The organism is Phocicoccus pinnipedialis, from assembly GCF_903994035.1.
GTDB lineage: Bacteria > Bacillota > Bacilli > Staphylococcales > Salinicoccaceae > Phocicoccus > Phocicoccus pinnipedialis.
This window is the reverse complement of the sequence record NZ_CAJEWB010000005.1, coordinates 1-12,325: the sequence shown is the minus strand read 5'-3', so window position 1 is coordinate 12,325 and position 12,325 is coordinate 1. Positions and strand designations below refer to the sequence as shown.

At 39.1% G+C, this 12,325-nt stretch carries 13 protein-coding genes and 1 other RNA gene; 10 read left to right on the top strand and 4 right to left on the bottom strand.

The genetic code is table 11. The annotated features are described in order from the left end of the window. Positions 1-27: 27 nt before the first annotated feature. Both H9D55_RS01790 and H9D55_RS01785 read right to left on the bottom strand, forming a co-directional pair. Positions 28-1,779 carry a GMC family oxidoreductase gene (locus H9D55_RS01790; RefSeq protein WP_186076339.1) on the bottom strand — a complete coding sequence of 584 codons (1,752 nt, stop codon included), beginning with the start codon at positions 1,777-1,779 and terminating at the stop codon, positions 28-30. After that, positions 1,779-2,588 carry a gluconate 2-dehydrogenase subunit 3 family protein gene (locus H9D55_RS01785; RefSeq protein ID WP_186076337.1) on the bottom strand — a complete coding sequence of 270 codons (810 nt, stop codon included), beginning with the start codon at positions 2,586-2,588 and terminating at the stop codon, positions 1,779-1,781. Before H9D55_RS01785 ends, H9D55_RS01790 begins: the two co-directional genes overlap by 1 nt. A gap of 225 nt (positions 2,589-2,813) precedes the next feature. On the opposite strand from H9D55_RS01785, the gene H9D55_RS01780 reads away from it, so the two are divergent. From H9D55_RS01780 to H9D55_RS01760, 5 genes are all read left to right on the top strand, one after another. Continuing rightward, a complete protein-coding gene (locus H9D55_RS01780) occupies positions 2,814-3,251 on the top strand; it encodes a MarR family winged helix-turn-helix transcriptional regulator (RefSeq protein WP_186076335.1) in 438 nt (145 codons plus the stop codon). An 81-nt stretch (positions 3,252-3,332) separates the two neighbouring features. Beyond that, complete coding sequence (locus H9D55_RS01775; RefSeq protein ID WP_245202378.1) at positions 3,333-4,286, top strand: VOC family protein; 954 nt, start codon at positions 3,333-3,335, stop codon at positions 4,284-4,286. 11 nt (positions 4,287-4,297) lie between these two features. Continuing rightward, on the top strand, positions 4,298-5,245 hold the full coding sequence (locus H9D55_RS01770; protein WP_186076333.1) for a VOC family protein: 948 nt from the start codon (positions 4,298-4,300) through the stop codon (positions 5,243-5,245). A gap of 4 nt (positions 5,246-5,249) precedes the next feature. Beyond that, positions 5,250-5,843, top strand: coding sequence for an alpha/beta hydrolase (locus H9D55_RS01765; RefSeq protein ID WP_186076331.1), 594 nt, complete (start codon positions 5,250-5,252; stop codon positions 5,841-5,843). A gap of 16 nt (positions 5,844-5,859) precedes the next feature. Then, the gene (locus H9D55_RS01760) at positions 5,860-6,132 is read left to right on the top strand and encodes a GNAT family N-acetyltransferase (protein ID WP_186076329.1); all 273 of its coding nucleotides are present in this window, start codon (positions 5,860-5,862) and stop codon (positions 6,130-6,132) included. Positions 6,133-6,221: 89 nt separating this feature from the next. Here the strand turns inward: H9D55_RS01760 and H9D55_RS01755 are convergent, their stop codons facing one another. Together H9D55_RS01755 and H9D55_RS01750 are read right to left on the bottom strand one after the other, a co-directional pair. Beyond that, on the bottom strand, positions 6,222-6,986 hold the full coding sequence (locus H9D55_RS01755) for a 2OG-Fe dioxygenase family protein (protein WP_186076327.1): 765 nt from the start codon (positions 6,984-6,986) through the stop codon (positions 6,222-6,224). Positions 6,987-7,004: 18 nt separating this feature from the next. Continuing rightward, positions 7,005-8,003, bottom strand: coding sequence for an NADH:flavin oxidoreductase/NADH oxidase (locus H9D55_RS01750; RefSeq protein ID WP_186076325.1), 999 nt, complete (start codon positions 8,001-8,003; stop codon positions 7,005-7,007). Positions 8,004-8,107: 104 nt separating this feature from the next. Here H9D55_RS01750 and H9D55_RS01745 point away from each other — a divergent pair, with 104 nt between their 5' ends. The 5 genes from H9D55_RS01745 to recR all read left to right on the top strand — a co-directional run bounded on the left by H9D55_RS01745 (position 8,108) and on the right by recR (position 11,945). Further along, positions 8,108-8,905, top strand: coding sequence for a carboxypeptidase-like regulatory domain-containing protein (locus H9D55_RS01745; RefSeq protein ID WP_186076324.1), 798 nt, complete (start codon positions 8,108-8,110; stop codon positions 8,903-8,905). A 38-nt stretch (positions 8,906-8,943) separates the two neighbouring features. After that, positions 8,944-9,208, top strand: an RNA gene (ffs, locus tag H9D55_RS01740) — signal recognition particle sRNA large type. 144 nt (positions 9,209-9,352) lie between these two features. Beyond that, entirely contained in the window at positions 9,353-10,978 is a 1,626-nt protein-coding gene (gene dnaX / locus H9D55_RS01735) for a DNA polymerase III subunit gamma/tau (protein WP_186076322.1), read from the top strand. Positions 10,979-11,023: 45 nt separating this feature from the next. Continuing rightward, positions 11,024-11,347: a YbaB/EbfC family nucleoid-associated protein gene (locus tag H9D55_RS01730; RefSeq protein ID WP_186076320.1), complete on the top strand. Its 324-nt coding sequence runs from the start codon at positions 11,024-11,026 to the stop codon at positions 11,345-11,347. Position 11,348: 1 nt separating this feature from the next. Next, the gene (recR, locus tag H9D55_RS01725; RefSeq protein WP_186076318.1) at positions 11,349-11,945 is read left to right on the top strand and encodes a recombination mediator RecR; all 597 of its coding nucleotides are present in this window, start codon (positions 11,349-11,351) and stop codon (positions 11,943-11,945) included. The last annotated feature ends 380 nt before the right edge of the window (positions 11,946-12,325 follow it).

Here is a 12,325-nt window from a genome sequence, read left to right as displayed (position 1 = left end):
CAAGGTTTTTTAAATTTCAAAATAAAGTTATGCTTTTGTTGTTTTCTTTGCTTTTGCAAGCGGTTTTTTATCTTTAAGATATTTCTCGACACCTTCAGCTGCTCTGTACGAGAGTGCGCCGATTGTTGGTGTTGGGTGGTGTCCGCCAAACTGTGGGAAAGCAGAGCCACCAACTACGAATAGGTTGTCGACATCCCACATTTGTAGGTAGTTATTCACTGCCGATGTTTCTGGGTCTTCTCCCATTACAACACCGCCAGTATAGTGTCCGCCTGAGAACTCATGGTCAAATTCTTCTGGGATACTATCTTCTTCAATATGATCTGCACCCATTTTTTCCATAATTTCTCGACATTTCTCTACACCGAACTCCATGATTTCTTTTGATCCTGAACCAAATTTATACGTCACACGTAAGAGTGGATCGCCATATTCATCCTTATATGTTGGATCGAGATCTACGTAGTTATGCCAATATGAGAACGTGTTGTTTGTGTACCAAATTTGGAGCATACGATGCGCATAGTTAAGAGATTCTTTTTTATACTCTGCACCCCAATTTGGTGTACCAGACTTAATGTTTCCAGAACTCTTGATTGCTGCAAAGCCGTACTGACGTAACTCAATTGCACCTCCACCCAGGAAGTCAAGATCTGTGTGGTCGAAGTTATCAGCAGCGAAATCAGTGATTGCTGCCCCCATTGCCCCAGCACCGGCATATAAGTTAAATTTCTTATTATCAAAGAAACCTCTTACACCAGCAAATGCGTTATTGTATTGTCCGTTGAAGTTACGACCGATTATACCCTTACGTGTTTTCGGATCGTATTGTTCACCAATATCAGAAAGCATGAGCAGACGGTTATTTGTAAATGCGAATGCTGCTAGTACAACAACCTCAGCTGGTTGTTCATATTCTTGACCTGTATTTTCATCAACATAAAGTACACCAGTTGCTTTCTTAGAATCTTTATCATATATCACGCGTCGTACGTTTGCACGTGTACGTAGTTCAAAATTATCATGTCTCATAGCTGTTGGGATAACTGTTGCAAGTGGATCCGATTTAGCATCGAAGTCACAGCCATGACGTGTACAATATGAACAGTACATACACGCATTTAGCTTCTCGCCATCTGGGTTTTCATAGTTCTCGGACATGTTACCCGCAGCAATTTGGAACGGTTTATGCCCAAGTTCTTTACATGCATCTTTAAAAAGTCTTAGTGATGGTGATTCTAGAAGTGGTGGGTTTGGCCAAGGCTTGTTACGTTTTGGCGCGTTTGGATCCTGTTCTCCAGAGATCCCAGCTGTATATTCCCATTTTTCATAATAAGGTTCCATTTCATCATACGTAAGGCCCCAGTCTTGTAGGTTCATATCCTCAGGAATCTTATCCTTACCATATTTTTCAATAGTTTTAGAACGTATTTCAAATTCGTATGGCCAATATCTATAGCTTGCACCAGCCCAGTGTACAGATGCACCGCCTAGATTTGCTCCAATCTGCATCTTTTTACGTGTACGGATAGGTAAAGCAGTTTCGTCTATTTCGTTACGAGAAGTCACAGTGTCTTTTTTAAGTTCTTGCATAATTTGGAATTGATTGTCAAAACGTAGTTCGTCTTTAACGCCGATATAATCTTCTCGTTTAATGTGGTCTCCTTTTTCAAGACCAACAACTTTTTTTCCTGCTTTTGCCATCTCAGCACTAACAATACCGCCAGCCCATCCCATACCAACGACAACTACATCTACTTTATCAAGTTTTTTAGCCATTACATTTTACCTCCTTGGTATGTTCTTAAGCTTTGTGGTGCTTCTTTATGGAATTCTTCTTCTTGAATAATGTTCGCCCAGCCCATGCGTGGACCTGGGAATTCAATCATTTTCCAACCTTCCATATCGCGATTTCCACCATATGCGGGATCTGCATATACACCCCAAATAGTTGTATCTCGAAGTAAACTGAAGAATACGTCTGCACGCACACCATTCATTTTTACATCGTCATCATTTGATTCAAATTTCTTTAGGATCTCGTCTTGATCTTTTGAATCGATCTCCCAGAAATTACCGTCGAATTCATCGTTCGCTATTTCATTCATTTTCTCAAGGCCAAGCTTAAAGATTTGACCACGGTTTAGCTTCTCTTGTATACCGAATTCTGGCGTCTTTTCAAAGTCGTGTGGTCCATCTGTGTAGTTTTTACCATTGAATCCCCACCAACTGTGACATTGTTTGTCGATAAAGTAAGGAACACCAAGTGAGATTGCACCTGGACCAAGATCATCTTCAGGGAAAATACGTTCAGCTGCAGCAGCTAATGTACTGAAGTCTGATTTTCTATTGAAGAATACACGTGCATCCGTAAGATTACCTTTCTGAGATTCCGGAGTTTCATTTGTACCACCTTCACCATTAGGTTCTTGGTCTTTGAGTCCAGAGTCACCAAAGTGAGTGACCACACCACCAAGTAAGCTACCTGCTAAAATACCACCAGTTGCTACCCCAGTTGTTTTCAAGAAATCACGTCTTGAAAATTGTTTTTCATTACGCTCATGTGGTCTCTTTTCATCGTTTGACATTGAAATTACCTCCCCTTTTTATGTATTAATGATTCTATACTCTAATACATGAATCATATATTGATAATTTTAACGAATTTCACAATTTAGTCAAAATTTAATGGATATTTCAACATTAAGGAGATTGTAATTAAGGCTAATGACTTTTATATATGCAAAATTGACAGTTCGAAATCAAGGTAGTATAATTATCTCAAATTCGAACTAAATAGAGGTGTAAATTATATGAAAAGAGATGAAACCTCGTTAAAAGCGTTTATTGCATTAAAGCGTACGAATGATGCTATTGATATTGCAATTCGTAAAGATATTCGAAAATATGGCTTGTCTGTTACGGAATTTGCAGTACTCGAGGTGCTTTATACAAAAGGCCCGTTAACGATTCAAACCATTAGAGACCGTATTTTAATTGCTAGTAGCTCAACAACATATGTAATTGAGAGACTTATTGAAAAAGGGTATGTAATTAAAGAACAAGACACAAAAGATAGACGAACATTTTATGTGAGCATTACAGACGCAGGGCGAACTGTTATGGAAGAGATTTTTCCAATGCACGCAGCAATGATTCAATCTTTCTTTGATTGCTTAGAAGATGATGAATTAGAAATATTAAAAGAAGCATTAAAGAAAGTTTCTGCTCGGGTATCAAATATCATTTGATACTTTGAGCATAATTTTTGATATATATCTCGAAATCGAGATATAATGTATTTATAAACTTGCTATTAGGAGTAATGGATAATGAAAAATAATTTATTAGGTATTCACCATGTAACAGCGATGACAGATGATGTAGTAAGAAACTATGAATTTTTCACTAAAGTACTCGGAATGAGACTTGTAAAGAAAACGGTCAACCAAGATGACATTCACACATACCATACATTTTTTGCAGATGATGGTGGAACTGCAGGTACGGATATGACATTCTTTGATTTCCCAGGTCAACCTAAGGGTAAGGCTGGAACAAACTCAATCTATAGAACATCATTCCGTGTGCCAAGTGATGAGGCTCTTGAATATTATAAGAAGAGATTTGAAGAATTCAATGTAAAACATGAAGATATTAGTGAAGTATTTGGTAATAAAGTACTTAGATTTGAAGAAGAGGATGGACAACTATACCAATTAATCTCAGATGAGAATAATACAGGTGTTGCAGCAGGAACACCTTGGAAAAATGGTCCAGTTCCTGAACAATATGCGATCTATGGTTTAGGTCCAATTGAAATCCATGTATCTTATTACGAAGATTTCTTAATAACTTTAAAACAAATTTATAAGATGAGAGAAATCCATAAAGATGATGAATTTGCAGTATTAGAAGTCGGCGAAGGTGGAAACGGCGGACGTGTGTTCTTATATAACAATCAAGAAACAGAAGGTGTACAAGGATATGGTGAAGTTCACCATGTATCATTCAGAGTTAAAGATGACGCAGCGATTGAAGAATGGGAAGCACGCTATAAAGGCATGGGTATTCCAAACTCAACCATTATTGACCGTTTCTATTTCAAAGCATTGTATGCAAGAATTGGACATATCTTAATTGAGATTTCTACTGATGGACCAGGTTTCGACACAGATGAACCATACGAGACGATGGGAGAAAGTCTCGCATTACCACCGAAACTCGAACCAAAGCGTGAGTACATCGAAAGTCAGATTAGAATGTTTGATACGACAATGAATTAAGGAGCGAGTGTATGTATCCAATTCTAGGCACGCATCATGTTTCAGCTATGACAGATGACATCGAACGTAATTATAAATTTTTCACAGAAATAATAGGAATGAGACTTGTTAAAAAGACGGTCAACCAAGATGATACAAGAACGTATCATGCGTTTTACTCAGATGATGTGGGCCATGCGGGTACGGACATGACGTTCTTTGATGTACCTGGTCAAAAACGGGGGGTTTCAGGGAACAACTCTATTCACAGAGCATCATTAAGAGTGCCGAGTGATGATGCGATTATATATTATAAGAAGAGATTTGAAGAGTTCGGGGTTTTATCAGGTGAAATCACAGAACTTTTTGGAAGAAAAATTTTAAGATTTGAAGAACCAGACGGAATGAAGTATTTCTTGATTTCTGATGAAAATGATCATTCAAAACTTAAAGGTACACCATGGAAAAATGGCCCGGTACCTGAAGCGTACGCAGTTCATGCATTAGGACCTGTTGAAATTCATACGAAGTACCCTGAATTAATGATAGACACGTTAACGGAACTATATGGTTTTCAGCTATCAAGAGAAGAAGGTTCATATGTATTATTAGAAGTACATGATGGTGGAAACGAAGCGAGTGTTATTTTAAAGAAAAGTAATGAAAAATCTGCTAGACCAGGCTCTGGAGAAATACACCACGTTGCACTAATGGTAGAGGATATGGACGCATTGAAGTATTGGGAAAGTCTTTATGAGTCTAGAGGACTGAACCATTCTGGAATACGCGATCGCTTTTATTTCAGTGCGCTATACGTCCGAATCAAACACATCTTATTTGAACTGTCGACGAAAGGACCTGGATTCATGACGGATGAAGCATATGAAACGCTTGGTGAAAACCTTGCATTGCCCCCTTTCTTAGAACCAAAAAGAGAAGAAATTGAAAACGAGTTAAAATTATTTGAAACGAGGAGATAAAAATATGGAACATATTTTTAAACCAGGTAAAAAAGGCATGCCAGTATTTGTGCTGTTGCATGGAACGGGTGGAGATGAGCGTGATCTCTTACCACTTGCTGAAATGTTAGACAGTGAATATGGTGTGTTATCTGTTCGCGGAAAAGAGCCAGAAAACGGCATGAATCGATTCTTTAGAAGAACAGGCATGGGGCAGTATGATTTGGAGAACTTAGATTTTAGAGGGCGTGAGCTGCTTGATTTCATAAAAGAACAAGCTGAGAAGAACGACTTCGATGTTGACGATGCAATTTTTGTTGGATTCTCAAACGGTTCAAATATCGCAATCAATATGTTGCTTCGAGACGATGCAAACTTTAAACGTGCAATTTTATTTGCGCCACTCTATTCAATTGAACTAAAGGATAACAAAGACTTAAGTGGACTGGATGTTTTTATCACTATGGGTAAAAATGATCCGATGGCATCGTTGGCAGATAACAACACCGTCGTGGAGTTGTTTAAATCGCGTGGCTCAAGGGTAAAAGAATACTGGGTAAATGGTCATGAATTGACAGGTGAAGCGGTTATGGCAGCTAAAGATTGGCTGCACCAATAAAAACGAGGTGAGCTTTATGGATATAAAACAAAAAGAACATCAGTTTTATGTAGGAGAACTCGATAAACCAGAAGCAGTAATGAAGTTTAGCGTGGAAAACGACGTAATAGACATTAACCATACTCTAGTATCAGAAGAACTTCGTGGACAAGGTGTAGGAGAAGCACTGTTCAAAGAAGTTGTAGAATATGCGAGAGAACATGACTTGAAATTGAAGCAGGATGCGACGTGCTCATTCGGTGTTGTGATGATCAAGCGACATAAGAAAAAACTAGAAGATATTTTGTAGGATAATCCGCTGCGAGCTTGAGATGCTTGCGGCTTTTTTTATTTTCTAATATAAAAAAAGAATGCCGAGTTCGGCATTCTTTCTTATTGTTACTCTTCCATTTCTGCAACGACAGTCAGCTGGTAGTCAATCAAGATAACGGATCTACGTCCTGATTCGTCTAGAGGTCCACGCGTAATTGGTGATACATAGTGACTGACTTTTTTGTCATTTACACCATATGACTCCAGTGGTTGTGTTATTTCAAATATATCGTGCAACTGTCCTTCTTCTGTTTCTTCAGGTAACTTATGACGTACTTCTGGAATACCAATCGCATTTGTTCCGCCATCTACATTATATCGCTCAATCAAGTGTGCGAACGTAAATGGCTCGCCATCTTGGTGTAGACTGTTTGGACTAGATACTGCAACATCGTCTTTCTCTTCCACACTCAACTTCACGAAGTGGACGCCCACATGGATTGGCATGATTGTATCTTCAGCATTCCAGAATGTCTTTTCATAATCTGCGATTATAATTTTTTGCAGTAATTTGTTATCTAAAATGTCCTCATCTATGGCTGGAAATTCTCTATAATCCCCAGGGTGTTCCGGGTTGAATTTCCCTTGGAAATAAGCGGCGCGTGCGCTGCCATTTTTCTCAATATTCGGTAACCATTCGATTGTTTTCGAAGTCGGTAACACGAGTGCGCGTGAATATCTTCGATAGCGATTGAGTCCTACCGCATAGTCATCTTTCGGCAAGTCTTCAAAATATTTCAAGAGCGCGTCGTAATCACTCTCAATACCATCATATGCGAGTTCTTTCATATAATCATAACGCGCAAACCCAACCGTTTGTAAATCGTTCATTATGTGTCATCCTTTTCGTTAATATCCGCGTTGATACTGCTTAGCTGCAAATCGATGTTTTTCATCATTATTCACAACCCAATATGGATTACGCAGTAACACACGCCCAAGCGCAACGAGGTCGACAGACCCGAGTGCCGCCTCTGCATCTTCTACATCATCTAGTATACCAACAGCAATGACCGGGATGTCTACCTTTTCTCTAATTTCTTTCGCAAAAGGTACCATGTAACTTGGGCCAATCGTTCCGAGTCGTGATTTGTCCGGTGTCCCTTCACCGCCAGCAGACACATGGATCATATCGACACCTGCATTTTTAAACTGTTCTGCAAGATAAACACCATGATCCAGATCGTATCCGTCTGTCACATACTCTTTTGCAGACATACGAATTGCGAGTGGCATCCCCGTAGGCATCTCTTCTTTCACACGTTCAATCACTTTGCGACCAAACAGGCTTAAGTCTTCGCCAAATTCGTCTGTACGATTATTGGTCCTTTTAGATGAAAACTGGTGAATCAAGTATCCGTGTGCGCCATGAATTTCAATGGAATCCACACCTGCTTCCACTGCACGCTTTGCCGATTGACCAAACTTTTCTATCATTTCATACGTTTCTTCAGTTGTCAGCGCTCTGGGTGTTTTGTATTTGTCACTATAGCGAATATCTGATGCAGATACAGGAACTTTTGCATCTGTCGCCTTACGTCCTGCGTGGGCAATCTGAATACTCACTTTCGCACCATATGAATGTAGCGAATCAATAATACCTTTAAAAGCCTCGACCTGACCGTCTTCCCAAAGACCAAGACAGTTGTTAGTAATACGGCCGTCTGGTTCAACGTTAGTCATTTCTATAACGATTAGCCCAACACCACCAACAGCACGTGTCGTGTAATGGACATGGTGCCAGTCATTCGGATAGCCATACGTTGCGCTGTATTGGCACATTGGTGCCATCACAACCTTATTTTTTAATTCTAAATCTTTAATTTTATATGGCTCAAAAATTTTCATTTCATCACTCCTCATTAATTTATTTTGAGATAAAAAACATGGTTTGTCACGTGTCACGACTCATGTATAATAAAAGGAATAGAATATAAAAGGGGACCTTACTGATGAAGAAATGGCTGCCGATTTTTCTGATTTCAATAATGCTTGCGAATACTGCTGTGGCAGATGAGACAACTGTAGATGATACAACGACTAATCCCGATGAGAGTGTGAATGAAACACCCACAGATGGATATGAAAATTCAGACACGAGCACTGATGACACCAATACATGGACAGATCCTGGTATGACAGATCCAGGAAGTGATAGTGAATCCTCGGTATTAGAAGAGCCTGCAACTGATGAAGAGAATACTTACGATAACACGTATGAAGACGATACATATGAAGAACCAGTATACGAAGAACCGATAACTTATGAAGCGCCTGTTTCCGAAGAACCTGTCTACGAATCGCCATCTGAAGAACCACTCACAAAAGAAATTAAAACGGAACGCTTTCTCATAAAAGGACACGTGCGCGTGAATGGGGTACTTATGAAAGATATTGAAGTCACTGTCTCAGGGGATGCTGAACAAACTGTAAAAACGGATAAAAATGGGAAGTTTGTATTTACCGAATTATCTCCAGGGAAATATAATATCTCTGTAAATGACAAAGATATCGAAGGCAGTATTTCTCCTATCACTGTTGAAATAAAGAATCGTGATAAAGTAAACATCAACTTTGATATCAATAATGACGTGAAAAAAGAAGAGGAAAATGAAAAAGAATTTCTAATTAAATCTGATGATTCTAAAGAAGACGAAGGATTACCTATATATTTAAGATGGTTGATTGTTGTACTATCTATACTCGTTCCTGTTTCAGTCATTCTTTATTTCGTTTTTAAGAGGAATTAAGTTGAAAAAGTAAGATGGTTTTGCTATTATTAGACTTACCGTGCTAAGTGGGGAATTAGCGGTGCCCTGTACTTGCAATCCGCTCTAGCAAGACTGAATTCCACTTCTGAGGAATTGGATGTGAGGACTGCCGCTTACCAGAGGTGTTGAGATCTCGGTCCTATGCAATAGAACGTTACGAACCATGTCAGGTCCGGAAGGAAGCAGCATTAAGTAACCCATTCTATGTGCCGTAGGGTAGCCGAGGTTGAGCTGAAAGTAAGCGTAACGCTTGTGTTAAATATTCGAAGAAGTGGTGCACGGCTTTTAAATTGATCACTAATGTGGTCTTTTTTTTATGCCATTTTTAAATCATGCATAGAGTGTAAGTGAGGTATTTAAGGAATAATAAAATGAGACTGTGATATAATATGTAAGAATTAATTTGTAAAAAGGGAGTGCGGGCACATGGAGTACCAAGCACTGTATCGTGCGTTTAGACCCCAGAGTTTTGGTGAGGTAGTGGGTCAAAAACATATCACTCAAACACTAAGAAACGCAATAAAGCGTGGTAAAGAGTCCCACGCATATTTATTTTCAGGCCCTAGGGGCACTGGGAAGACATCGATTGCTAAAATCTTTGCAAAAGCATTGAACTGTCCAAATGGCTTAGATGGAGAGCCTTGTAATGAATGTCATCTGTGTCAGACGATTACGGACGGTAGCGCAAACGACGTGATTGAAATTGATGCAGCGTCAAACAACGGTGTAGATGAAATTAGAAATATTAGAGACCGTGTAAAATATGCGCCAAGTGAAGCGAAGTTCAAGGTCTACATTATAGACGAAGTTCATATGTTGACGACTGGCGCGTTTAACGCACTCCTAAAAACATTAGAAGAACCACCAGTACATGCTATTTTTATCTTAGCAACAACTGAACCACATAAGATTCCGGCGACTATTATCTCGAGAACGCAACGATTCGATTTCAAGGCGATTGAGCTGAATGAGATTGTTGAACACTTGAAATATGTAGCAGAAAACCAAAGTATTGAATATGAGCATGAAGCGATCGAGTATATCGCACGCGCTGCAGAAGGTGGTATGCGTGACGCATTATCAATCTTTGACCAAGTAATTGCTTATAGTGGAGATAAAATCACGCTCGACGACGCGGTAATCATCACAGGTGGTATTAAGACTGAAGATTTAAATGAGTGGATGAAGCTTGTTGAAACACAGAACACGAAAGATGCATTCCTGAAATATCATCAATTTATTGATGAGGGTAAAGATCCAGTGCGTCTCGTTCACGAACTTCTATACTTTTTAAGAGATGTCATCTTAATGAAACATTCAAATCAAGTCGATGATAACACGGCATTCGTCACACTCGATGACTCCGTGATTTATGATTTAATCGAAATCTTGAATGACTCGATGGTCATGATGCGTTACAGCGTAAATGTATCCGTGCACCTTGAAGTAGTGATCGTGAAGATGGTTCAAGCACTGAACAAAACAGAAGCAAGCACTTCAAGTGTTTCGAGTGATGAAATTAGAAGGCTTGAATCTCAGATTAGAGCTCTTGAAGCGAAACTCGAGGATGGTAAGTTCACACGCCCTGAACGCAAACGTCCAGAAAAAGTACGTCGTAACCGCAATGTGTTCTCGGTTGAGAAAATTAAAGAAGTGTTAGATCGAGCAAACCGGGAAGATCTTGAAAAGTTAAAAGCAGAGTGGCCGAACGTCTATAGGAAGATCGAAGAGATGGACAACCAACCACTGCGTGCACTTGTGAAAGAGTCGGAACCAGTAGCTGCGAGTGAAACGCAGGTGTTAATCATGTTCCAAAGTGATGTACACTCTGAACTCATCAACAATGATGATGAGAAGAAAAAGGAATTAGAAAACCTGATTCCTTCCATTATAGGTAAAGAAGTTCGAGTCGTTGGAGTTCCGGAATCGAATTGGCAACAAGTCAGACAGGAATATATTGATAAAAGACGACAAGGTGTGAAGGAAGAGAAGAAACCTTCAGACGTTGCGAAAGAGATATTTGATAGCAGTATTATTGAAATAAAAGAATAAGCCGATTACAATAAGACTAGTAAATTAAACATGGAGGTTTTTAATATGCGTGGCGGAATGGGTAATATGCAAGGCATGATGAAACAAATGCAAAAAATGCAAAAGAAAATGGAAGAAGAGCAAGCGAAGCTTAAAGAAGAAAAAATTGAAGGTACTGCTGGTGGTGGAATGGTCACTGTAACAGTAAATGGACATAAAGAAATTATGGATGTTGAAATTAAAGAAGAAGTAGTAGATCCAGAAGACATCGAAATGCTACAAGATTTAGTAGTAGCAGCGACAAACGATGCATTATCTAAAGCAGATGAGTTAGCATCGAGTCGTCTTGGACAACACACTAAGGGTCTTAACATTCCAGGATTGATGTAATATGCATTATCCAGAACCCATATCGAAGCTGATCGATAGTTTCATGAAATTGCCAGGCATTGGACCGAAGACGGCCCAACGCCTTGCTTTTTATGTACTTAATATGAAAGAAGAGGACGTAGTCAGTTTCTCGAAGAGCTTAATAGAAGTTAAAAGAGAACTCCTCTATTGTTCAGTCTGTGGACATATCACAGACGTAGATCCATGCTATATATGTAGCGACAAAACAAGAGACCGTTCTACACTCTGCGTCGTGCAAGACACGAAAGATGTCATTGCAATGGAAAAAATGCGTGAATATAGAGGGCTCTATCATGTTTTGCATGGTGCAATCAGTCCGATGGATGGAGTTGGACCTGAAGACATTAACGTACCAAGTCTATTAGAAAGACTTAAAGATGATGAGATTAAAGAAGTGATACTCGCGACGAATCCAAACATCGAGGGTGAAACAACTGCAATGTATATTCAAAGACTGATCAATCCGATTGGAATAAAGACAACGCGACCAGCGCAAGGTCTATCCATCGGAGGAGATTTGGAATATGCAGACGAAGTAACACTTTCAAAAGCAATCGCACATCGAACAGAAATGTAATCTTACGCATTGATAGGGAGCTATTGATGCGTTTTTTAATTTCTGTTATATAAAAAAGACAGATTAAAGCCTGTTTTATCAAGCTCTAGCAAAAAATCTAGAAAAAAATGAATAAATTCTTAAAAAACAGTTGCATAATATATTCAAACCATGTATAGTTATATCTTGTGAGCGAGAGACATTCGCCACATGGTTCAAACGAAACACAAAAAATCAAATTAATGCTTGCATTAATAAATTGAACGTGTTATGATTGAATATGTCGCTGAAACAGGCGATTTCAAACAAGAACATTGAAAACTGAATGACAATATGTCAACGTTAATTCCAAAAATACACTCTACGGAGTGACTGAGAGAACAGTATAAAACACGGATATA

Bases quoted from the DNA above. Each gene is read 5' to 3' on its own strand.
- H9D55_RS01790 (WP_186076339.1), bottom strand. From the start codon at position 1,779: ATGGCTAAAAAACTTGATAAAGTAGATGTAGTTGTCGTTGGTATGGGA.
- H9D55_RS01785 (WP_186076337.1), bottom strand. From the start codon at position 2,588: ATGTCAAACGATGAAAAGAGACCACATGAGCGTAATGAAAAACAATTT.
- H9D55_RS01780 (WP_186076335.1), top strand. From the start codon at position 2,814: ATGAAAAGAGATGAAACCTCGTTAAAAGCGTTTATTGCATTAAAGCGT.
- H9D55_RS01775 (WP_245202378.1), top strand. From the start codon at position 3,333: ATGAAAAATAATTTATTAGGTATTCACCATGTAACAGCGATGACAGAT.
- H9D55_RS01770 (WP_186076333.1), top strand. From the start codon at position 4,298: ATGTATCCAATTCTAGGCACGCATCATGTTTCAGCTATGACAGATGAC.
- H9D55_RS01765 (WP_186076331.1), top strand. From the start codon at position 5,250: ATGGAACATATTTTTAAACCAGGTAAAAAAGGCATGCCAGTATTTGTG.
- H9D55_RS01760 (WP_186076329.1), top strand. From the start codon at position 5,860: ATGGATATAAAACAAAAAGAACATCAGTTTTATGTAGGAGAACTCGAT.
- H9D55_RS01755 (WP_186076327.1), bottom strand. From the start codon at position 6,986: ATGAACGATTTACAAACGGTTGGGTTTGCGCGTTATGATTATATGAAA.
- H9D55_RS01750 (WP_186076325.1), bottom strand. From the start codon at position 8,003: ATGAAAATTTTTGAGCCATATAAAATTAAAGATTTAGAATTAAAAAAT.
- H9D55_RS01745 (WP_186076324.1), top strand. From the start codon at position 8,108: ATGAAGAAATGGCTGCCGATTTTTCTGATTTCAATAATGCTTGCGAAT.
- dnaX (WP_186076322.1), top strand. From the start codon at position 9,353: ATGGAGTACCAAGCACTGTATCGTGCGTTTAGACCCCAGAGTTTTGGT.
- H9D55_RS01730 (WP_186076320.1), top strand. From the start codon at position 11,024: ATGCGTGGCGGAATGGGTAATATGCAAGGCATGATGAAACAAATGCAA.
- recR (WP_186076318.1), top strand. From the start codon at position 11,349: ATGCATTATCCAGAACCCATATCGAAGCTGATCGATAGTTTCATGAAA.